The organism is Dokdonella sp., assembly GCF_036518555.1.
GTDB lineage: Bacteria > Pseudomonadota > Gammaproteobacteria > Xanthomonadales > Rhodanobacteraceae > Dokdonella_A.
Genome location: NZ_DATDMY010000299.1, coordinates 1 through 21,255, shown reverse-complemented (window position 1 = coordinate 21,255; position 21,255 = coordinate 1). Strand labels below are relative to the sequence as shown.

The window sequence follows — 21,255 nt, the reverse complement described above, 5'->3', positions numbered from 1 at the left end:
CGATGTCGGCGACGCCGGAGCCGCCGCCCGCGAGTGTGCGCGAAGTCGACGTCTGCTGGCCGCTCGGCCAGGCATGGGATCCCGCGCGGGCGGACCTGTGTCACCAGAAGCGCACGGCCTGGGTTCTCGACGGCGTGATCCCGCCGACACTCGCCGAGCGTGACGCGACGAGCTGGAGCGCGGGGCTGCTGCGCGTGCGCGTCGACGCGGCCACCGGCGAACGGCTGAGCGCGGACTGCCCGCGCAAGCGGGTGCGCGAGATCGACGTCGCGCGCTGGCCCGCGCTCGCGTATCCCTGGCTCTCGCGCGACCTGCGTCGGCGCGCCAGCGTCCCGCCGCTCGCGCCCGGCTGCGCCGAGGACGGCCTCGAAGCGGGCCTGCCGCTGCGCATCGACGGCATCGGCGCCGACGCGGCGATCGCGCGCGCGCCGAACAGCGGCACGCCGGCGACGTTGCACCTGCGTGCGCTCGGCACCACCGGCGACGTGCAATGGCTCGTCAACGGCCGTCTCGCGGGCAGTACGCGCGGCGGCGGCGCGTTCGAGCATGCATTCGCGCAGACGGGCCCGCAGACGATCACCGCACTGGCCGACTCCGGCGCGTGGGCGCAGCTGCACGTGCGCGTGCTGCGCTGAAAGGAACCCGCGCGCGCGCCGGTCTGTCGGCCCGACCCGTCGGCGATGATGCTGCGGTGCATCGTCTTCGGCGTCGTGCAAGGAAACGTCCGCGCGAGCGGTCTAGATCGACCGTACCGGCCGCTGCAGCGCAGCAATCGACGAAGCGTTCGCCGCCCGCGGCGAGGCGTGACATCGGGAGCGACCGTTGCGGGTCGAATACGCCGCGTTAACGCACGTGCGACTAACGTAGACAAGCCAGTCGCCGGACGCTCGGCGCACACCACGGGCACACGCCCACCCCACCATGGAGATCACTCGAATGTCCAGCAAGATCGGCAATACCCTCGGCGTCGCGATCGGCGCAGCGTTCATCGGTTCGCTTTCGCTGAGCCAGCTCGCCGCGGCCAGCCCGGCGTTCCAGGCCAGCGACCTTGCGACGGGCTACATGCTCGCGGCCGCCGGCGAAGGCAAGTGCGGCGAAGGCAAGTGCGGTATCGAGAAGATGGACACCAACAAGGACGGCAAGGTGTCGATGGACGAAATGAAGGCGATGAAGACCTCCAATGTCGAGCAGCACTTCAAGGAAGCGGACACCAACGGCGACGGCTTCATCGACAAGGCCGAGATGGACGCGCATCACGCCGCGATGAAGAAGAAGGGCCACGAGGGTTCGTGTGGCGGCGACAAGAAGAAGGCCGAAGGCTCGTGCGGCGGCGACAAGAAGAAGGCCGAGGGCTCGTGCGGCGGCGACAAGAAGAAGTCCGCCGAGGGCTCGTGTGGCGGCAAGAAGGACGCCGAAGGCAGCTGCGGCGGCGCGCGCTGAGATGTCTTCCCGACGTCCCGCGCTGAACGGTGCAGGACTCGGTCTGCGGCGGGCCCTGCTGGGCCCGCTGCAGGAACACATCGCCGATGCGTCGCAGGAGCCGCGTGCGATCGACTTCTTCGAGATCGCGCCGGAGAACTGGATCGGCGTCGGCGGCAAGCTCGGCCGCCAGTTGCGTGCGCTGACCGAGCGCCACCCGTTCGTCTGCCACGGGCTCTCGCTCTCGCTCGGCGGTCCCGAGCCGCTCGACGAGACGCTGCTCGCGCGCATCCGCCGCCTGCTCGACGCGCACGGCATCGCCGTGTACTCCGAACACCTCTCGTACTGCTCGGACGACGGCCACCTGTACGACCTCATGCCGATCCCGTTCACCGACGAAGCGGTGCGCCACGTGTCGGCGCGCATCCGCCAGGCGCAGGACGTGCTCGGCCAGCGCATCGCGGTCGAGAACGTGTCCTACTACGCCGCTCCTTCCCAGGCGATGACCGAAATCGACTTCGTCAACGCGGTGCTGCGCGAAGCGGACTGCGACCTGCTCCTCGACGTCAACAACATCCACGTCAACAGCGTCAACCACGGTTACGACGCCGGCGCGTTCCTCGACGCGCTGCCCGGCGAACGCATCGCCTACGTCCACGTCGCCGGCCACTACGTCGAGGCGCCCGACCTGCTCGTCGACACGCATGGCGCGGCGATCATCGATCCGGTATGGCGGCTGCTCGCGCGCGCCTACCGCAATTTCGGCGTGCGGCCGACGCTCGTCGAACGCGATTTCAATTTCCCCCCGCTCGCCGATCTGCTCGGCGAGGTACGCACGATCCACTCGATCCAGGCCGACCACGGGAGTGCGAACCGCGATGTCCGCAGCGCCTGACGCGACGCGCGCGACGCAATACGCATTCGCCGCGCACATCCGCGATCCGCGCCATGCACCGGCGCCGGTCGGCGTCGAACCGCGCCGAATGGCGATCTACACGGAGCTGTTCTTCAACAACGTGTCGAGCCTGCTCGCGGCGAACTTCCCGGTGATCCGCCGCCTGCACGACGACGCGGCCTGGGAGGCGCGCGTGCGCGCGTTCTACCGCGACCATCGCGCGCACACGCCGCTGTTCACCGAGATCGCACGCGAGTTCATCCGTCATCTCGAGGCACGCGCGGATGGCGGCGCGGGCGATCCGCCGTTCCTGGTCGAACTCGCGCACTACGAGTGGTGCGAGCTCGCGCTCAGCCTCGACGAAGCCGACGCGGACGCGGTCGGCTGCGATCGCGCGGGCGACGTGCTCGCCGGCGTGCCCGTGCTGTCGCCGCTCGCGCGCGTGCTCGCGTACCGTTGGCCCGTGCACCGCATCGGCCCCGACTTCGTGCCGCAGGAGCCGGCCCCCCAGCCGGTGCTGCTGCTGCTCGTGCGCGACCGCGACGACGAGGTGCGCTTCGTCGAAATCGATGCGCTGACCGCAATGCTGATCGAGCGGCTCGGCGCGAACCGCGGGCGATCGGGCACCGGCTGCATCGACGACCTGCTCGCGGAACTCGGCCGCGACGGCGACGAGGCGCTGCGGGCATCGGGCGCCGCGATCCTGCGGCACCTGCGCGAACGCGACGTCATCCTCGGCACGACCGCGGCCTGACGCCGCCCGCATCGAAGCGATCACTCGGCGACGCGGCCCGGCGCTGCGTGGGCGGCGGCGCTGCGCCGCGCCTCCGGCCGCCCTGGGCATCGAAGCGCGGCCGGCGCGCGACGCGCGCCGACTACCCTGAGGATTTCACGAGCAGATGTTTCGCGAGCGCGCCTTGCAGCCGGCCGACGCCGCGCGCCAGATGCAGCACCGCGAACGGCAGCACGATGCCGAGCAGCAGCGCGACCGGCATCGCTGCGATCGGCGGCAGGACCGAATCGCCATCGAGATAGATGCCGCCCTCGACGACGCCGAACTGCGCGAGCAGGAGCGCGAACGGGCCCGCGATCATGGCCACCGACAGCACGATGCCGACCACCGCGAGCGTGAAGTACACGATGCCGAGCGGGAGCATGATCACCATGTAGAGCAGGGTCGACCACGTGCGCGGGTCGGTGAACATCGCGCCGATGCGCGAGCGCCACGACAGCTCGCGATCCGTGTAAGGCGGTCGCCGCGGCATGCGTTCGCCGAGCATGACCTCGATGATGCGCCCCTCGACGAGCGCGAGCACGCGCACGGTGCCGAAGAACAGCACGGCGAACGCGACACCGAAGACGAGGATCGAGAGGCCGAGCGAGAGCGAGAGCCCGGTCACGGCCCAGGTAAAGTAGAAGATGCCCGTCGCCAGCGACAGCAGCATGTAGAACAGCGACGCGTACGCGCGCGGATCGGCCGCGACGCCGAAGAAGCGGCCGAGCGCGCTGCGCCGCTGGGGCGGTGGCGGCGAGCGCAGGGCCTCCTGCACGACCTGTTCCTTGTCGACGTAGATCGCGGCGACCTCTTCCGGCGCTCCGTAGCTGTTGGCGATCTTCGCGAGCACCTCGGCCTCGGACTTGCCCGGGTTTTCGGCGAGTTCGGAGCGCAGGTGGTCTTCGGCGTCGTAGAGCGCGTCCTGTATCAGCGCGGGATCGGCACCGCCGAGTGCCGAGCGCAGCTGGTCGAGGTATTGCCTGATCGTACGTGGCGTGCTCATGTGCCCTCCAGCACGGTGTCGACGAAATCGCGGGTCGCGGTCCAGGCGTAGCGCCATTCCTCGAGTACCCGGCGCCCGAGCGGCGTGATGCGGTAGTAGCGGCGCGGCGGACCCGCGACCGACGGCTCGACTTCGCTCGCGAGCAGCCCCGCGGCGTCGAGATTGCGCAGCACCGGGTACAGCGCGCTCTGCTTGCCGCTGAGCACGCCCTCCCCCGTCTCGTCGAGCTGCTTGGCGATCTGGTAGCCGTACATCGGGGCGCGCGCGCGCGCGAGCACCGCGAGCAGCACGAGCGACACGATCCCGGCGCTGAGCTCCTTGTGGAACTTCCAGAGGTGGATCTCGGTGGCGACCATGCCTTCACCTGCTCATGGGCAGGACTCGATCATAGTACTGAGTTAACAGTAGTGGATGCGCCGGAAGTCATGCCTGCCGCGCCCGCATCCGGCACAATCGGGCTCCGTCGACGAGGGAGGGGCGATGAATCATCCGGAGCTCCTGCTCGCACCCGTGCTCATGGTGGCCGACCATCTGCTCACGGTCGCGGGCGCACGCGCGAGAGAGGACGGCTACAGTCGGCATATCCATACCGAACATTACGAGCTCAATCCGGTATGGCAGAAGGAAATCGCGCGCAAGCGCTGGTTCAATCCACGCCACTGCGTGCTCGTCGCGGCGGCCGCCGTGGCTTTCTACTTCATCGGCGAGGCGTTGCCGCGCGGCGACGACCCGGCCGCTTCGTTCACGGCCGGGATGCTGCTCGGCGCGTTCGGGGCCATCAACGGTCGCCATCTCGCGAACCTCGCCACGTTCCGCTACCTGCGGGCGCATCCGGACCGTGCCATCGTCGGCACGGTCACGTTCTCGCACGAGTACGTCCTGCGCGCATCGCTCTACCAGCTGTTCGGCGTGTTGTCGCCGATCGCACTGTTGTGGCTCTGCCGCCCTGAACCGATGCTGGCGGGCGCCGTCGCCGGCATCGTGCTCCTGATGCTCCTGCACCTGGCGTGGATCGCGCGCTGGCGCCGTCGCGCGGCGTCGACCACGCCAAGCCGGACGTCGCGCTGACGGGCCGATTCAGCCGCCTTCGTCCTCGGCGAAGTCCGGCGCATCGGTCGCGTCGGCGACGAAGCGGCCCTGGCCGTCGAGTTCGGCGAACAGGCCGCCGAGCGCGACGAGTTCGGCGTAGCGCCCCCGTTCCACGAGCTCGCCATCCTTGAGCACGAGGATGAGGTCGGCGTTGCGCACGGTCGACAGCCGATGCGCGATCACGAACGTCGTGCGATCGCGCGTGAGCGCGCCGAGCGCGCGCTGGATGCGCGCTTCGGTCGCATTGTCGAGCGCGCTGGTCGCCTCGTCGAGAATGAGGATCGGGGCATCCTTGAGCATCGCGCGCGCGATCGACAGGCGCTGGCGTTCGCCGCCCGACAGCGAACGCCCACGCTCGGCGACGAGCGTGGCGTAGCCTTCGGGCTTGACGACGATGAAGTCGTGCGCCTCGGCCGCCCGTGCGGCCCGCTCGATCTCCTCCTGCGTCGCGTCGGGATCGCCGATGCGCAGGTTGTCCGCGATCGATCGATAGAACAGGCCCGGATCCTGGAACACGACCGCGATGGCCCGCCGCAGCGACTGCAGGCTCACGCTGCGGATGTCGATGCCGTCGACCGTGATGCGGCCCTCGCTCGGATCGTAGGCGCGGTAAAGCAGGCTCAACGCGGTGGTCTTGCCGGCCCCGGTCGGGCCGACGAGTGCGACCGTGGCGCCCGGGCGCACGCGGAACGTGAGGTGCCTGAGCGCCGGGTGCGACGCATCGTACCCGAACGACACGTTCTCGAACGCGACCTCGCCGCGGACAACCGGCAGGTCGGGCGCACCAGGCTGCTCATGCAGCGTCGCCGGCGTTTCGAGCACGGCGAAGAAGTCGCGGAGCGAATGCGCCTGGAAGAACAGGCCCGACACGAAGCCGGCGAACTGCTCGAGCCGGCCGATCAGCATCATCGCGAAGCCGACGAAACTGACGATCGCGCCGACGGTGACCTCGCCCTCGAGGTTGAGCGACGTGCCGAGCGCGAAGATCGCGACGATCGTGAGCGTGCTCGCCGCGCGGTTCGCGACCGACAGCCAGGCCCAGCCACGCAGCACGGGATACTGCGCCGCGAGCGCACGTCGCATCATGTCGCGGATCGCCGCGACCTCGGCGGCCAGCCGCGTGAAGCTCTGCACCACCAGTACATTCCCGAACACGTCGCCGGCACGTTCGGAAATCTCATGGTGGAGTTCCTCCACTTCGCCCTGCGCCTTGTGCGTCTTGCGCATCGCGATCGCATTGAACGTGGCGAAGCTGGCCATGAGCAGGATCATCAGCAGCGCGAGCTTCCAGTTGATGCGCAATGCGAGCGGCACCATCACGACGATCGACAGCAGCGTCGCGAGGTGCTCGCGGAAGAAGCCGAGCCAGAGGCCGAACAGGTTCGCACTGCCCGCATGCATGATGCGCAGCAGGCGCCCGGTGTGGTGCTCGCCGTGGAAGGCGAGCGGCAGGGCGATCGCGTGCTCGAAGAAGGTCGCGATCGCGGCCTGGCGCCGTCGGTGGGCGAGGCGATCCGCGTAAAGCGAGACCCACACGCTCGCGACGACACCGCCGAGGCCGACGCCCGCCCATGCCCAGATCAGGTTCCAGGCGCCGTGCTTGGCCGAAGAGGCGAGCGCATCGACGACCTTGCCGAACAGCCACGGCTCGAGGAAGTAGACGCCGGCGAGCGCGAGGTTCGCGAGCGCGAGCGTCGTCGCGAGCCACTTCTCCGGCGCAAGCAATGCGATCACCCGGAAATAGATGCGCAGCATCAGGCGACACGCTTCCGTCGGCGGTTGCATGAATCGTAGCAAACGCGCGTGCGCACGTCGGCTTGACCCGTGCAGGCACCGGGCGAGAATCGAGCCCCCTGCCCATGGATCCCGCCATGCATCGTCGCCTCGCCCTGCTTGCCACGCTCGCCCTCGCCGGCTGCGCCGTCGCTCCTTCGCACGTTCCGCCGGGCGCTGAGGGCGCCGGAGCCCGCACCGGCGACATCAGCTACGAACCCGTCGAGGGCCGCGACGCGCAGACCGTCGCACGCATGCGTGCCGCCGCGCCGCCCGACGCGGCGACGATCGACCCCTCATCGGATGGCGAGGAAGCACGCCTTGCCGCGCGCGGCTACGTCCGCATAGGTCGCGGGCGCTTCCCGATCGAGCGGATCGCCCGTGCGCAGGAACGCGAGGCGCGCGAGCAGGCGCAGCGCCAGGCGATCGAGAACGGGGCGGAACGCGTGCTGCTCGCAGCGCCGCACGAGGGTCCGGACGCCGCCTGGATCGCGGACTACTACGTGCGCTTCCGCTTGCCTTTCGGCGCATCGTTCCGCGACCTGCGCGCGCACGAGCGCGAAACGCTCGGCGTGCGCGGCGGCGTCGCGATCGGAACGGTCGTGGGTGGGACGCCCGCATCGCGCGCGAACCTCCTTGCCGGCGACATCGTGCTCGCCCTCGACGGCAACGCGATCGTCGACAGGGCGGACTTCCAGCAGCGGCTCAAGCGCAGCGCAGGGCGCAATGTCGTGCTCACGCTCGTTCGCAACGGCGAGACACTGAAACGCCCGCTGAGACTCGAATCAATGCCGTCCGACGCGGGCGAATGACGCGCATCGACGGGTCCGCGTCGGAGGCACCGCGAACCGACGGAGCGTACGCTCCGCCGGCCGCACGATCACTCGTCGCAGGCGCGCGGTGAGGTCTGCGCGATGATCGACGGCGCGACGCCGTCGGGCAGCGCGATCTCCAGCGACACCTGGTCGCCTTCGAGCAGCAACAGGGTGCGGTCGTCGGCCACCACGACGGCGAGCGCGAGCGCGGCGCCCGATTGCGTTCTTGCCCAGGCCGTCGCGCGCTCGCTGCCGTCGCGGTCGACCGCGACGAGGCGAACCGACGGTAGCGGGTCGACGTTGAGGCGCTCGATACGGAAGCCCGTCGACGCATCGCCGCGCGCGACGAGCACCGTGTCGACGGCCGACGCGGGCAACGTGCGCGGCATGTCGAACACGCGCGTCGCGGTCAGGTCGAAACGCCGCGCCTCGGCGGGCGCGGGTGCGCATGCGAGCGGACTTTCGTCCATGGCTCCGCCTTCCGCCCCGCCGCCGTACGGCACGTCCATGCCGGTGCGGAAGATCACGATCACGTCGTGATCGGTCGCGTTCGCCGGCGACGGACCGCCGACACCGACGGTGTAGTCGATGAGGCCCGTGGGTGCGTCGACGCGAACGGGCGCGGAAACGACCCAGGTCAGCGTGCGCCCGGGCGGTATCGCGACGCCGCCGTCGTTCAAGGCTCCCGAACCGCTCGCCTGGCAGATCGCGCCGCCGCCCGCGCCGTGGCAGCTCCAGGTCGTCGAGGCGGCGTCGATCTGAGGCGGCGATGCATTCGAGACCGTGACGCCGGTGGCGACGCCCTCGCCATCGTTGGTCACGCGCACGAGGTAGGTCAGCAGCATGCCGTAGCGCACGTAGGTGCGATTGTCGGTGACGCTGACCGTCAGGTGTGGCGTCGGCGGGGCACAGTCCACCGCAACGTTCGTGACGTCCGCCCCGGCGAGTACGCCGCTGCCGTTGCCGACCGTGCACACCTGGGTCGGTCCGCCCGGCTGCTGGGCGACGGTGACCGCGTAGGCGCTGAGGTCGTCGAGCGCCGATGCGAACTGGAACGCCCCGTTCGCGGCGATCGGCAAGTCGTTCGCACCGTTGAGGCGCAGGACGAGCCCTGAGCCGAGCAGGCCGCTGACGTTTCCGCCGATCGTGTGCGTGTCGATCGCGAAGTTCGCGATCACGGTGCAGTCGGCGGTGATCGCGCTCGTCGTGTACACGTTGCCCGCGAGGTTGCCGCCGCAGGTGCCGGTCACGTCGACGATGTGATAGCTCGACGCGGGCGCCAGCGTGAACGTCGTCGTCGCGCCGTGGTTGACCGCCTGCGGCGTCGACGGGCTGATCGTGCCGTTGCCGCCGCCGACGCTTGGCGTCACCATGTGCGTGTCGATCGCGAAGCTCGCGACGACGGTGCAATCCGCCGTGACCGCATTGGTGGTGTATACGTTGCCCGCGAGCGTGCCGCCGCAGGTGCCCGTGATCGCACCGACGTGGTAGTTCGGATCGGGCGTGAGCGTGAAGCTCGTCGTCGCGCCGTGGTTCACCGTCTGCGGCGTCGACGGGCTGATCGTGCCGTTGCCGCCGCTCACGCTTGGCGTCACCGTGTGCGTGTCGATCGCGAAGCTCGCGACGACCGTGCAATCGACGGTCACGGCATTCGTCGTGTAAACGTTGCCCGCGAGCGTGCCGCCGCAGGTGCCGGACACGGTGCCGATGTGGTAGTTCGCGGCCGGCGTGAGCGTGAAGCTCGTCGTCGCACCGTGGTTCACCGTCTGCGGCGTCGATGGGCTGATCGTGCCGTTGCCGCCCGACACGCCCGGCGTCACCGTGTGCGTGTCGATCGCGAAGCTCGCGACCACTGTGCAATCCGCCGTGACCGCGCCCGTCGTGTACGTGTTGCCGGCGAGGCTGCCGCCGCAGGTGCCGCCGACGCTCGCGACGTGGTAGTTGGCGGCCGGCGTCAGCAGGAAGCTCGTCGACGATCCGTGGTCGACTGCGACCGCGCCCGCCGGGCTGATCGAGCCGTTGCCCCCGGCAACGCTCGCCGTCACCACGTGCGTGTCGATCGCGAAGTTCGCGACGACCGTGCAGTTCGCGGTCACCGCGTTGGTCGTGTAGGTGTTGCCGGCGAGACTGCCGCCACAGGTGCCGCCGACGCCGAAGATGTGCCAGTTCGGCGCTGGCGTCAGCGTGAAGCTCGTCGCGGCGCCGCTGTTCACGGTCTGCGGGGTCGACGGTGAAATCGTGCCGCTGCCGCTGCCGACGCCCGGCGTCACGGTGAATGTGCTCGGCACGAAGGTCGCGACGCACGTACGCGCGCCCGTCATGGCGATGGTCGTGACCGGGTTCGCGCTGCCGACGCACGCGCCGCTCCAGCCCGTGAACGTCTGGTTCGCACCCGGGGTCGCGGTGAGCGTCACGGTCGGCTGCACTTCGCCGTCGTAATACGCGACGCAGGTGCCGGTGCAATTGCTGATGCTGCCGATCGTCGGCGCCGGCGTGGCGCCGGCCGACACGCTGCCGCTGCCGACGATCGTCGCGGTGAGCGGGAACTCGCGGAACTCGACCGCACCGATGTCGCAACTGATGCCCTGCGGGCGCGTGAATCCGCGCTGGTCCGTCGCCTGGCACGGTGCACCGCTCCGCTCGAGCAATGGGCTGGTCGGCTGCGGCAGGCGCGTCGCCGTCGGACCGCCATTGTTGCCGAGTGCACCGAGCAGCGGGTCGAGGCCATCGGCGAGGTCGCTGCCGACGAAGCCGATCGCGTCGCCGCGCGTCTTCACGAGGTTGTAGCCGCTCGACGTGAGCCCCCCGCCGAACGCGCCATGCACGTCGGGGTCGAGAGGCGCCCCCCCACCGGTGGTACCGTCGCTGATCACGCTCGTGCTCAACGTCAGCGCTGCGGCAGAACTGCCCTTGTAGACGTTGCCGCCGCCGAGCCCGGCGCTGTTCGCGGTGATGGTGCTCGCGGTGATCGAAGCGCTGCCGTCGTTGAAGCTGACGCCGCCGCCGTTGCACGAGGGCGCGCTGTTCGCGGTGATCGTGCTGTTGCGGATCACGAGTACCGAGCCCGGCCCCTCGCTGCGGATCGCGCCGCCGCCGGCGCACGTCGAATCCGTGACGGTGTTGGCGCTGATCAGGCTCGAGGCGATCGTCAGCGTGCCGGTGTTGTAGACGCCGCCGCCGGCATCGCCGGCGCTGCTCGACGTGACCGCAATTCCGTCGAGGGTCAGGTTACCCGTGCTCGAGATGGCGCCGCCTTGTCCGCCCGCTCCCGCATTGCCGGCCGTGAGCGTGAGGCCGGATACGGTGGTCGTTCCGCTCACGCTGAAGATCCGGTTCGCGTTGGCGCCGCTGACGATGATCTTGTCCGCACCCGGCCCCGTGATCGACGGCGTGCTCGCCCCGTTCACGACGATCGTGCCCGTGGTGAGGGTTATCGTGCCGGTCAACCCGGCCGCGAACGTGATGGCCCCGCCGGCGCTGACCTGCGCGCGCAAGCTGCCCGCTCCGCTGTCGGCGAGCGTCGTGACCACGCCCGCCGCGGCCGGCGCGGCTGCGAACAGGAGTGCGAGCGCCAATCCCGGCGCCGTGCGGTGTCGCCTCGTTGCATTGCCGATCATGCGTGCTTGCCCCTGTTCAAGCCGCCCGGCTCGCGTCGTGATTGCGCGGCAGACGTTCCATCAAGCGATAGATCGAATCGGCTTCTTCGCGGAACGCGAAGCCGAAGCGGAGATAGAGATGCTGCGCGGGATTGTCGCGCTCGACGTGGATGCGCATCGCCAGTCCCGCCGCATCGGCCTCGGCCGCGAGCTGCGCGAGCAGGTAACCGCCGACGCCGCGGCCGCGAAACTCCGGCAGCAGCGCGATGTCGACGATGCGCAACTCATCGGACCCGCGCTGCACGTACAGCCGACCCGCATCGACGCCGTCGCACGTGACGACGTGGAAACGCGTCGTGTCGTAATTGCGCCAGTAGTCGCTGCGCTGCGCCGCGTACTGCATGCGCAGGAACGTGTCGACCTGCTCCACACTCCAGCCGAGCGGCGCGAGCTCTTCGAGGCGCGTACCTGCATACACGCGATACAGGAACTCGTCGTCGTCGGCGCGCAGGTCGCGCAAGGCGACCGCGTGCCGGCAGGCTGTGGCGTGGGCGCTCACGATCGGGACGGGAAGATGCCGTTGACCGCGATGCAGAAGTTGACCGCGAGGAACGGCTGCATGTTGTTATGCGGCTGGCCGCCACCGGCCAGAGACACCGACACTGGGCTGAGCGCCGCGGACGGCGCGCCGGTCGAATAGATCGGCGTCGCGCTCTGCGCGAACGACGCGCCGGTCGCGTTCGCCCGGTCCGCTCGCGTCGCCTGCGCGCCCATCGCATGCGTGTGCACGGGCATTTCCGTCGACAGCAGCGACACATTTTCCACACCGGAGGTCTCTCCGATGACGCGAGGCGTGAGCCCCGGACCGTCGCCATAGGCCATCGGCGCCCTGCCGCGCAGGTCCGGCAGCGCGAAGTTGGTCGTGCCGTTGCCGCCGTAGTACGTACCGAGCAGCGCGAATACCGCGGTGTACTGCTGGATCGGCAGCAGCTGGCCGTTGCAGAACATCCAGCCGCGCGGCGCGAAGTTGCAGCCGAACATGCGGATCTCGCCGAGGAAGGGTGCGCTCATGCTTCAGTTCCGGCTCGGGAAGACGCCCTCGAGGGCGATGACGAAATTGATGCAGAGGTAGGGCTGCATGTTGTCGTGCGGCTGGTTGCCACCGCTGGTTCCGATCGCATTCGCCGCCAGGCTCACGGGCGCTCCCGTGCCACGCGTGTACATGTCCGCTTCGCCGCTGCCGAGCATGTTGCCCATCGGATTGGAGCTGCGCGTTCCGCCACTGGCGGCACCCACCGGGTGCGCGTGCTGCGGCATCTGTTGCGCGATCAGCGTGACCGTTTCGGTCCCCGCCGCCTGGCCGATGACGTAATTGCTCAATCCGAGCCCCTGGCCCTGGTGAACCGGCAGGCGGCCCGCCATGTTCGGCAGCGCGAAGGTCGACTGTCCGTCACCGCCGTAGATCGTTCCGATCAATGCGAACAGCGCGTCGTACTGGGAAATCGGCAGCAGCTGGCCCGCGCAGAATGCCCATCCACGCGGCGCGAAGTTGAAGCCGACCATGCGGATTTCGCCGAGGAAGGGTTGCGACATGTCCGGCGCTCAGCTGCGGGAGGGAAAGATGCCCTGCAAGGCGATCGCGAAATTGACCGTCAGGTAGGGTTGGAGATTCGGATGCGGCAGGTTGCCACCGCTCGGGCCGAGATTCGGCAGAGCCGTGTTGCCGACACCGCTGCGGTAAGGCTTGCTCGTCGTCGGCGTGGCGAGGAGCGCATTGGTCGGATCGCCCGTCGTCGGGGCGCCCGCTGCGTAAACCTGGTGCGTATGCTGCGGCAGCTCGCCGAGCGTGAGGGTGTGACTTTCCTCGCCGCCTCGTTCGCCGAGCACGCGGTTCGACGTACCCGGCGAAGCACCCGTGTGCACGGGAACACGCGAGCGCAGGTCGGGAAGCGCGAAGGTCTGTACGCCGTTGCCGCCGAATGTGGTGCCGAGCAATGCGAACAACGCCTGGTTCTGCGCGATCGACAGCAATTGCCCGTCGCATTTCGCCCAGCCACGCGGCGGGAAATCGAACGAGAACATGCGTATCTCGCTCAGGAATGGTGCGCTCATCGATGTTCCCCTGGTGCCATCCGGCGTCGCCGCGGCGGACCCGGCCATGGTAGGCGTTGAGGCGCTGTGAACTCAAGCACAATTCCGCCTTGCCGCCGTCGAGACCGACCGATAGACTCCCGTCGTCGTCTCAGGGGACCGTCCAGATGTCGCAGCCTCGTCGCCAATTCCTGCGGCTCTTCGGTGCGGCCGCGACCATGCTCGCGCTCGGCAAGTCGGCCTTCGTGGCCGCGGCCGCGGCGGGCAGCCTCGGCGACATGGATGCGTCGTCGTTCGCACGCATGGTCGGCGCGAAGTTCCAGCTCGAGCGCGACGGCGCGCCCTCGTCCGAACTCGATCTCGTGAAAGTCGTACCGCTGCAGAGCGTGAAGGGGTATCCCGACGCGCGCAGGGCGCGCGCGGGGTGCTTCACCCTCGTGTTCCGGACCGCGCAACCTTCCGCCTTGCCGGAAGGCATCTACGACTTCAGCAACAGTGGCGCGCGCTTCCAGGCCTACATGTCGCCGATCCGCGGCGATGGCCTGAGCTATCAGGTCGTGTTCAACCGGACCTGATGTCCGCGCCGCGCGATCAAGCGGCCGTTGCAGTCCGGTTGAATACCGCTTCGTACGCGATCCCGTCGCCGTCGCGCCCTACCGGCACGAGGAAGATGTCGCGCGCATCCTCGCCGTCGAACCGCACGGCGTAGTTTCCCTGTTGCGGCATGCCGGCTTCGGCGACCCTGAACAGCAGCGCGAACTGTTCGTAGCCCTGGCGCACGCGGCGCTCGCCGACCTCCACGAGCACGCCCGCGAGTTCCGACGCGTCCTCGCCGCGATCGAGCGCGCGGATGCGGCAAACGCGGCCGACGAGGGCCGACAGGTCTTCGTAATGCATCGATGCGGACACGCGGATGGCAACTCCTGTTGGTTGCCGCAAGTCTAGCAGCGCCACCGACATCCGGGATGCGACGATGCGCAGCCGAAAAAAAAGGCGGGCCGATCGGCCCGCCTCTTGTCGTGCGTGGGATGCGGGTGTCAGGCCGCGCCTTCTTCCTCGACCGCCTTCATCGACAGGCGGATGCGGCCCTGCTTGTCGACTTCGAGCACCTTGACCTTGACGATGTCGCCTTCCTTGAGCTTGTCGGACACCTTCTCGACGCGCTCGTTGGAAATCTGCGAAACGTGCACGAGGCCGTCCTTGCCCGGCAGGATCGTCACGAACGCGCCGAAGTCCATGAGCTTGGCGACCTTGCCCTCGTAGATGCGGCCCGGCTCGACGTCGGAGACGATCTGCTCGATGCGCTTCTTCGCCGCGTCGCCCGCTTCGCGGTTGACCGACGCGATGATCACCGTGCCGTCGTCGTTGATGTCGATCGTCGCACCGGTTTCCTCGGTGATCGAACGGATCGTCGTGCCGCCCTTGCCGATGACTTCGCGGATCTTGTCCGGGTGGATCTTCATCGTGATCAGGCGCGGCGCGTACTCGCTCATTTCCGCACGCGGCGTGCTGATGACCTTGTTCATTTCGCCGAGGATGTGCAGGCGACCGCGCTTGGCCTGCTCGAGCGCGACCTTCATGATCTCCTCGGTGATGCCGTCGATCTTGATGTCCATCTGCAGCGCGGAGATGCCGTCGGCGGAACCGGCGACCTTGAAGTCCATGTCGCCGAGGTGGTCCTCGTCGCCGAGGATGTCGCTGAGCACGACGAAGTTCGCGCCTTCCTTGACCAGGCCCATCGCGATGCCGGCGACCGGTGCCTTGAGCGGAACGCCCGCGTCCATCATCGCGAGCGAGGAGCCGCACACCGACGCCATCGACGAGGAGCCGTTCGACTCGGTGATCTCGGAGACCACGCGCAGCACGTACGGGAACTGGTCGATCGCGGGCTTGACCGCCTGCACGCCGCGCTTGGCGAGGCGACCGTGGCCGATCTCGCGGCGCTTCGGCGCACCGAAGCGTCCGGCTTCGCCGACCGAAAACGGCGGGAAGTTGTAGTGGAACAGGAACGGATCCTTCGACTCGCCTTCCGGCGCGTCGATGATCTGCGCGTCGCGCGTGGTGCCGAGCGTGCAGACGACGATCGCCTGCGTCTCGCCTCGCGTGAACAGCGCCGAGCCGTGCGTGCGCGGCAGCACGCCGACGCGGACGGTGATCGGGCGCACGTCGTCGAGGTTGCGGCCGTCGATGCGCGTCTTCGTGGTGAGCACGCTGTCGCGCAGCGTGCGGTATTCGAGCTCGGCGAATTCCTTGCCGAGGTCGCCCGCGGTCCAGCCGTTCGCTTCGGCCTGGGCCTTCAGCGAATCGAGCACGTCGGCCTTGATCGCGGCGATCGCATCACGGCGCTGCAGCTTGTCGCGCACCTGGAACGCCTCGTCCAGGCGGCCGCCGACCGCGGACTTGAGCGCGGCGACGAGCGCATCGTCGCGCGCCGGCGGCTGCCAGTCCCACGACGGCTTGGCGGCCTGGGTCGCGAGTTCGGCGATCGCGCGAATGACGACCTGCATCTGCTGGTGGCCGAACATGACGGCACCGAGCATGACGTCTTCGCCGAGCAACTTCGCTTCCGACTCGACCATGAGCACGGCGTTCGCGGTGCCGGCCACGACGAGGTCGAGGTCGGACGTCTTCAGTTCCGTCGCGGTCGGGTTGAGCAGGTACTTGCCGTTGGCGTAACCGACGCGGGCCGCGCCGATCGGGCCCTTGAACGGGACGCCGGCGAGGCTGAGCGCAGCCGATGCGCCGATCATCGCCGGGATGTCGCCGTCGATCTCCGGGTTGAGCGAGAGGACCTGGGCGATGACCTGCACCTCATTGCGGAACTCTTCCGGAAAGAGCGGGCGCACGGGGCGGTCGATCAGGCGCGAGGTGAGCGTTTCCTTTTCCGTCGGACGGCCTTCGCGCTTGAAGAAGCCACCCGGGATGCGACCGGCCGAGTAAAACTTCTCGACGTAATCGACCGTGAGGGGGAAGAAGTCCTGGCCCTCGCGTGCCTTCGGCGCTGCCACCGCGGTCACGAGGACGACGGTGCCGCCCATGCTGACCATGACCGCACCGGTCGCCTGGCGGGCGATTTCGCCCGTCTCCAGTGTGACCGTATGCGCGCCGTACTGGAACGACTTGGTTACTTTCGCCACGTTGTTTGTCCTGTCTGGAAGGCGCATTCCCCGTGGAACGCGCTCGTGCTTCACTTGAAAAGTGCGGCCATGGATGGCCGCTCTGGAACTTCATGCTGCCTGGAACGCATTCGTCCATGCACCGGCCCACCGGGCGGCGTCCATGCACGAACGCACGAACAAACGGCCCACACGGAGCCGTCGACACTCTTACCTGCGCAGACCGAGGCGCTCGATCAGCGTCTTGTAGCGTTCCGCGTCCGCCTTCTTGAGATAGGCGAGCAGGCTGCGACGCTGATTCACCATCTTGAGCAGGCCACGACGCGAATGATGATCCTTGTCGTGATCGGCGAAATGCTTGGACAGGTGCTCGATGCGTGCGGACAGCAGAGCGACCTGCACTTCCGGCGAGCCGGTATCGTTCTTGCCACGGCCGAAATCGGCAATGATCTTGCTGGTTTGTTCAACGGAGAGGGACATGATGTGTGCCTTTTGATGGAACATACGGCGCGGATCAGCCCGGGCGTTCGGCACGAGCGCAAGCCGCGTCAGGAACCCGGCCGGAAGCCGGGACGAAACTTAGCTTCTTATTCTAACCCGATTCCCGGAGCGAGTGGGCGTGGACCCGGGTGGCATGGCGGCTAATCCACGCGGTCGGCGCATGCCGGCACCGGATTGAACCCGCGCAGTACGCGCATCTCGCCGCCGCCGATCTCGACCAGGGCGACGAGCCGGCCCGCCGGGTCCATCGCACACGCGAGGGGCATCGCACTCGCACCAGGGCGGACCGGGCGCCGCCCCTGCCCGAGCAGGGTCGCCTCTGCCGCCGAGACCGCGAGCCGGGGCAGCGCAGCCAGGCCGCTCTCGAGCGGCAGCAGGCACGCGTCGAGGGCGGCCATGCCGTTGGCGGCGATCGCCTCGAGCTGGCCGAGGGTGAACATCACCGGCTCGACGAACGGCTCGACCCAGAGGCGGCGCAACGCGGTCACGTGCGCGCCGCAGCCGAGCCGTTCGCCGAGATCGCGCACGAGGCTTCGCACGTACGTACCCGACCCGCACTCGACGCCGAGGCGCAGGCGGTCGTCCGCGTGATCGAGCAGCTCGAAGCGGTGCACGTCGACTTCGCGCGCAGGCGCGGCGACATCCTCGCCGCGACGAGCACGCCGGTACAGCGGCTCGCCCCCCTGCTTGAGTGCCGAATAGACCGGAGGAACCTGACGGATGCGGCCGGTCAGGCCGGCAGCGGCGGCCCGGATCGTCTCCTCGTCGAGCGGCGGCACCGCGCGACGCTCGATCACCTCGCCCTCGGCATCGTCGGTGGTCGTGGTCGCGCCGAGCGCGCATTCCGTCACGTACGCCTTGCGCGCGCCGAGCAGCAGGCCGGCGATCTTGGTCGCCTCACCGAAGCAGATCGGAAGCAGTCCGGTCGCCAGCGGATCGAGGCTGCCGGTGTGGCCGGCCTTGTCGGCGCGGAACAGGCGCCGTACGCGCTGCAGTGCCTGGTTGGAACTCAGCCCCGCCGGCTTGTCCAGCAGCAGGATGCCGTGCACGTCGCGCCACGGGAGCTTGGCCATCGCGATCTCCGGGCGAGGCGACCGACGGCGATCAGGAGCCGCCGCGCAGCAGCGTCTCGATGCGCTCGCCGCGATCGACCGAATCGTCGTAGCGGAAGCGCAACTCCGGCACGCGGCGCAGCTTCATCGTGCGCGACAGGTCGCGCCGGAACTCCTTCGCGAGCTCGTTGAGCGCCGCGACGGCCTCCGGCCCCTCGTCGCCGAGCAGCGCCGTGACGAACACGGTCGCGAAGTCGAGGTCCTTCGTGACTTCGACGTCGGACACGCTCACCGACGGCAGCGCGTGCTCGCGCACGGCACCGTGCACGAGCAACGCGATCTCGCGGCGCAGTTCGGCCGAGACGCGATCGGAGCGATTGAAGGATTTGGCGGGCATGACCGGGGGCGAGGGCTGCGGGCTGGGGACTGGGTATGCTCAGGGCTGCGGGCCTTTCGGCCCCCAGCCCTGCTCCATCAGAGCGTGCGCTGCACCTCGATGCGCTCGAAGCACTCGATCTGGTCGCCCGGCTTGACGTCGTTGTACTGCTTGACGCCGATGCCGCACTCGGTGCCGTTTCGCACCTCGTCGACGTTCTCCTTGAAGCGGCGCAACGATTCGAGTTCGCCCTGGAAGACCACCGTGTTGTCGCGCAGCACGCGGATCGGCTTGTGCCGCTTGACCGTGCCCTCGATGACCATGCAGCCGGCGACCGCACCGAACTTCGAGCTGCGGAACACCTCGCGCACCTGCGCGACGCCGATGATCTCCTCGCGCACTTCCTTGCCGAGCAGGCCGGTCGCGACCTGCTTCACCTGGTCGATGACGTCGTAGATGATCGAGAAGTAGCGCAGGTCGAGACCGTTCGCTTCGATGATGCGCCGCGCGGACGCGTCGGCGCGCACGTTGAAGCCGATGATCACGGCCTTCGACGCGGCGGCGAGCGTCGCGTCGGACTCGGTGATGCCGCCGACGCCGGAGGCGATTACGTTGACGCGGATCTTCTCGGTCGTGATCGCGGTGAGCGCCTCGCGCAGCGCCTGCGCCGAACCCTGCACGTCGGCCTTGACGACGAGGTTTAGGGTCAGCTGGCCCGCGCCCTCGCCCATCTGCGCCATGATGTCTTCCATGCGGTTGCCGGCCTGCTTGACCAGGCGCGACTCGCGGCGCTTGTGCTGGCGCTGCAGCGCGACTTCCTTGGCCAATCGCTCGTCCTCGACGACGACGAAATCGTCGCCGGCCTGCGGAACGCCCGACAAGCCGAGCACCTGCACGGGGATCGAGGGGCCGGCCGATTCGACCTGGCCGCCCGTCTCGTCGAACAGCGCGCGCACGCGGCCGTACTCGATGCCGCACACGACGAAGTCGCCGCGCTTGAGCAGGCCCTGCTGGACCAGCACCGTCGCCACCGGACCGCGCCCCTTGTCGAGGCTCGATTCGATCACCGCGCCGCTCGCGCGGCCGTCCGGCACCGCCGTGAGGTCCATGACTTCGGCCTGAACCGAGATCGCATCGAGCAACGCGTCGACGCCCATGCCGGTCTTGGCCGACACCGGCACGAACTGGACGTCGCCGCCCCATTCCTCGGGCACGACTTGGTGCTGCACGAGACCCTGCTTGACCGTGTCGGGATTCGCGTCCGCCTTGTCCATCTTGTTCATCGCGACGATCAACGGCACCTTCGCCGCGCGCGCGTGCTGGATCGCCTCGACGGTCTGCGGCATCACGCCGTCGTCGGCGGCGACCACGAGCACGACGATGTCGGTCGACTGCGCACCGCGGGCGCGCATCGACGAGAACGCGGCGTGGCCGGGCGTGTCGAGGAACGTAACGACGCCCTTGGGCGTGTCGACGTGATAGGCGCCGATGTGCTGCGTGATGCCGCCCGCTTCACCCGCGGCGACCTTCGTGCGGCGGATGTAGTCGAGCAGCGAGGTCTTGCCGTGGTCGACGTGGCCCATGATCGTGACCACCGGCGGACGCGTCGCCTTGTGGCCCTCGTCGCCGGCCTGCTGCGCGAGCAGCGTCGTCTCCGCACTGGTGTCCTCGGCCGCAACGACCTTGTGGCCGAGTTCCTCGGCGACAAGGACGGCCGTGTCGTGGTCAATCGCCTGGTTGATCGTCACCATTACTCCCATTTTGAACAGCCCCTTCACGACGTCGGCGCCCTTGACCGCCAGCTTCGACGCCAGGTCGGCGACGGTGATCGATTCGCCGACGGCGATCTCGCGGACGACCGGCGCGGTCGGCCGCGAGAACGCATGCGCCGGTCCGCTGCGCGACTGCTCGACCTGACGCGTCTTCGGGCGCTTGCGCCCGGTGCGGCGTGCCGCGCCTTCGCGCGAAAGATGCAGTTCGTTGCCGAAGTAGCGCGGCCCGCTGTCGTCTGGACCGCCGTCGTCGCGCATGCGATGCGAACCGTGCTTCGCCTTGTGGCGATGCGGCGCGTCGGCTGCGGCGCCGTTGCCCGTGGTTTCCCGCGCGCGCTCGGGGCGCGGACGCTCCACGCCCGCTTCCCGCGGCGCGGCCGCCGGCTGCTCGGACGGAGCCGCCTCGGTCTTCACCTCTTCCTCGGCGCGACGGCGAGTTTCCTCTTCGGCGGCGAGGCGACGCGCGTCGTCGGCGGCGCGCATCTTCGCGTCCTCGTCCTGGCGGCGACGATCGGCCTCCGCGCGCGCGCGGTCCTCGGCTTCGCGCTTGAGCTGCGACTCGCCGAGCTTGCGCAGGGCTTCCTCGCGCTCGGGATCGACCTGCTGCGATTCCTCGACCGTGCTGCGCTTGACGTAGGTGCGCTTCTGGCGCACTTCGACATTGACCGTCTTCGCGCTCGCACCGCGCTGGCCCGGAACGACGGTGATCTCGCTGACCGTGCGCCGCTTCAGCGTGATCTGCCGCGGCGACGATGCGGCCTCCGCGGGCGCTTCTTCCTTCTTGCCGTGCGTACGGCGCAGGAACCCGAGCAGTTTCACCTTTTCGGTGCTGCTGATGACCTGGTCGGGATCGGAGAACTTCATGCCCGCTTCACCGAGCTGCGCGAGCAGTTTGTCGACCGGTGTGCCGAGGACCTTGGCCAGTTGTTTGATCGTGACGTCCGACATCGATTTGGTACTCCGTGGCCCTGCGACGCGTGCG

At 68.9% G+C, this 21,255-nt stretch carries 20 protein-coding genes and 1 pseudogene; 7 read left to right on the top strand and 14 right to left on the bottom strand.

Annotated elements, in window-relative coordinates; translation table 11 throughout:
- The 4 genes and pseudogenes from VI238_RS16180 to VI238_RS16165 form a co-directional block, all read left to right on the top strand.
- Positions 1 to 635 (top strand): annotated as a pseudogene (locus VI238_RS16180) (penicillin-binding protein 1C); the annotation flags it as partial.
- Between the two features lie 301 nt (positions 636 to 936).
- Positions 937 to 1,440 carry an EF-hand domain-containing protein gene (locus VI238_RS16175; protein ID WP_331653198.1) on the top strand — a complete coding sequence of 168 codons (504 nt, stop codon included), beginning with the start codon at positions 937 to 939 and terminating at the stop codon, positions 1,438 to 1,440.
- A 1-nt stretch (position 1,441) separates the two neighbouring features.
- Complete coding sequence (locus VI238_RS16170) at positions 1,442 to 2,314, top strand: DUF692 domain-containing protein (RefSeq protein ID WP_331653197.1); 873 nt, start codon at positions 1,442 to 1,444, stop codon at positions 2,312 to 2,314.
- On the top strand, positions 2,298 to 3,068 hold the full coding sequence (locus VI238_RS16165; RefSeq protein WP_331653196.1) for a DNA-binding domain-containing protein: 771 nt from the start codon (positions 2,298 to 2,300) through the stop codon (positions 3,066 to 3,068). Before VI238_RS16170 ends, VI238_RS16165 begins: the two co-directional genes overlap by 17 nt.
- A 121-nt stretch (positions 3,069 to 3,189) precedes the next feature.
- Here the strand turns inward: VI238_RS16165 and VI238_RS16160 are convergent, their stop codons facing one another.
- On the bottom strand, positions 3,190 to 4,092 hold the full coding sequence (locus VI238_RS16160; RefSeq protein WP_331653195.1) for a sensor domain-containing protein: 903 nt from the start codon (positions 4,090 to 4,092) through the stop codon (positions 3,190 to 3,192).
- Positions 4,089 to 4,448 (bottom strand): PadR family transcriptional regulator, encoded by a 360-nt coding sequence (locus VI238_RS16155; protein ID WP_331653194.1) that lies wholly within the window; start codon positions 4,446 to 4,448, stop codon positions 4,089 to 4,091. Before VI238_RS16155 ends, VI238_RS16160 begins: the two co-directional genes overlap by 4 nt.
- Positions 4,449 to 4,572: 124 nt before the next feature.
- Between VI238_RS16155 and VI238_RS16150 the strand changes: the two genes are divergently transcribed.
- Positions 4,573 to 5,160: a hypothetical protein gene (locus VI238_RS16150; RefSeq protein ID WP_331653193.1), complete on the top strand. Its 588-nt coding sequence runs from the start codon at positions 4,573 to 4,575 to the stop codon at positions 5,158 to 5,160.
- A 9-nt stretch (positions 5,161 to 5,169) separates the two neighbouring features.
- Here the strand turns inward: VI238_RS16150 and VI238_RS16145 are convergent, their stop codons facing one another.
- Positions 5,170 to 6,936: a glucan ABC transporter ATP-binding protein/ permease gene (locus tag VI238_RS16145; RefSeq protein WP_331653192.1), complete on the bottom strand. Its 1,767-nt coding sequence runs from the start codon at positions 6,934 to 6,936 to the stop codon at positions 5,170 to 5,172.
- Positions 6,937 to 7,052: 116 nt separating this feature from the next.
- Here VI238_RS16145 and VI238_RS16140 point away from each other — a divergent pair, with 116 nt between their 5' ends.
- Positions 7,053 to 7,766, top strand: coding sequence for a PDZ domain-containing protein (locus VI238_RS16140; protein WP_331653191.1), 714 nt, complete (start codon positions 7,053 to 7,055; stop codon positions 7,764 to 7,766).
- A 68-nt stretch (positions 7,767 to 7,834) separates the two neighbouring features.
- Here VI238_RS16140 and VI238_RS16135 read toward each other — a convergent pair whose 3' ends face one another.
- From VI238_RS16135 to VI238_RS16115, 5 genes are read right to left on the bottom strand one after another with little or no spacing between them, the layout of a single operon-like run.
- Positions 7,835 to 11,344 (bottom strand): InlB B-repeat-containing protein, encoded by a 3,510-nt coding sequence (locus tag VI238_RS16135; protein WP_331653189.1) that lies wholly within the window; start codon positions 11,342 to 11,344, stop codon positions 7,835 to 7,837.
- A gap of 58 nt (positions 11,345 to 11,402) precedes the next feature.
- Complete coding sequence (locus VI238_RS16130; RefSeq protein ID WP_331653188.1) at positions 11,403 to 11,924, bottom strand: GNAT family N-acetyltransferase; 522 nt, start codon at positions 11,922 to 11,924, stop codon at positions 11,403 to 11,405.
- Complete coding sequence (locus VI238_RS16125) at positions 11,921 to 12,436, bottom strand: phage tail protein (RefSeq protein WP_331653187.1); 516 nt, start codon at positions 12,434 to 12,436, stop codon at positions 11,921 to 11,923. Before VI238_RS16125 ends, VI238_RS16130 begins: the two co-directional genes overlap by 4 nt.
- 3 nt (positions 12,437 to 12,439) lie before the next feature.
- Entirely contained in the window at positions 12,440 to 12,958 is a 519-nt protein-coding gene (locus VI238_RS16120; protein WP_331653186.1) for a phage tail protein, read from the bottom strand.
- 9 nt (positions 12,959 to 12,967) lie between these two features.
- Entirely contained in the window at positions 12,968 to 13,477 is a 510-nt protein-coding gene (locus VI238_RS16115) for a phage tail protein (protein ID WP_331653185.1), read from the bottom strand.
- A gap of 146 nt (positions 13,478 to 13,623) precedes the next feature.
- Between VI238_RS16115 and VI238_RS16110 the strand changes: the two genes are divergently transcribed.
- Positions 13,624 to 14,031, top strand: a complete 408-nt coding sequence (locus tag VI238_RS16110; protein WP_331653184.1) for a DUF6916 family protein — start codon at positions 13,624 to 13,626, stop codon at positions 14,029 to 14,031.
- Positions 14,032 to 14,047: 16 nt separating this feature from the next.
- Here VI238_RS16110 and VI238_RS16105 read toward each other — a convergent pair whose 3' ends face one another.
- The 6 genes from VI238_RS16105 to infB all read right to left on the bottom strand — a co-directional run bounded on the left by VI238_RS16105 (position 14,048) and on the right by infB (position 21,221).
- Positions 14,048 to 14,365 carry a DUF6916 family protein gene (locus VI238_RS16105; RefSeq protein WP_331653183.1) on the bottom strand — a complete coding sequence of 106 codons (318 nt, stop codon included), beginning with the start codon at positions 14,363 to 14,365 and terminating at the stop codon, positions 14,048 to 14,050.
- A 128-nt stretch (positions 14,366 to 14,493) separates the two neighbouring features.
- The gene (pnp, locus tag VI238_RS16100) at positions 14,494 to 16,593 is read right to left on the bottom strand and encodes a polyribonucleotide nucleotidyltransferase (protein ID WP_331653182.1); all 2,100 of its coding nucleotides are present in this window, start codon (positions 16,591 to 16,593) and stop codon (positions 14,494 to 14,496) included.
- Positions 16,594 to 16,782: 189 nt separating this feature from the next.
- Positions 16,783 to 17,052: a 30S ribosomal protein S15 gene (gene rpsO, locus VI238_RS16095; protein WP_331653181.1), complete on the bottom strand. Its 270-nt coding sequence runs from the start codon at positions 17,050 to 17,052 to the stop codon at positions 16,783 to 16,785.
- A gap of 161 nt (positions 17,053 to 17,213) precedes the next feature.
- Complete coding sequence (gene truB / locus VI238_RS16090; RefSeq protein WP_331653180.1) at positions 17,214 to 18,146, bottom strand: tRNA pseudouridine(55) synthase TruB; 933 nt, start codon at positions 18,144 to 18,146, stop codon at positions 17,214 to 17,216.
- A 31-nt stretch (positions 18,147 to 18,177) separates the two neighbouring features.
- Positions 18,178 to 18,522 (bottom strand): 30S ribosome-binding factor RbfA, encoded by a 345-nt coding sequence (gene rbfA / locus VI238_RS16085; protein ID WP_331653179.1) that lies wholly within the window; start codon positions 18,520 to 18,522, stop codon positions 18,178 to 18,180.
- A gap of 77 nt (positions 18,523 to 18,599) precedes the next feature.
- Positions 18,600 to 21,221 carry a translation initiation factor IF-2 gene (gene infB, locus VI238_RS16080; RefSeq protein ID WP_331653178.1) on the bottom strand — a complete coding sequence of 874 codons (2,622 nt, stop codon included), beginning with the start codon at positions 21,219 to 21,221 and terminating at the stop codon, positions 18,600 to 18,602.
- Between the last annotated feature and the right edge of the window lie 34 nt (positions 21,222 to 21,255).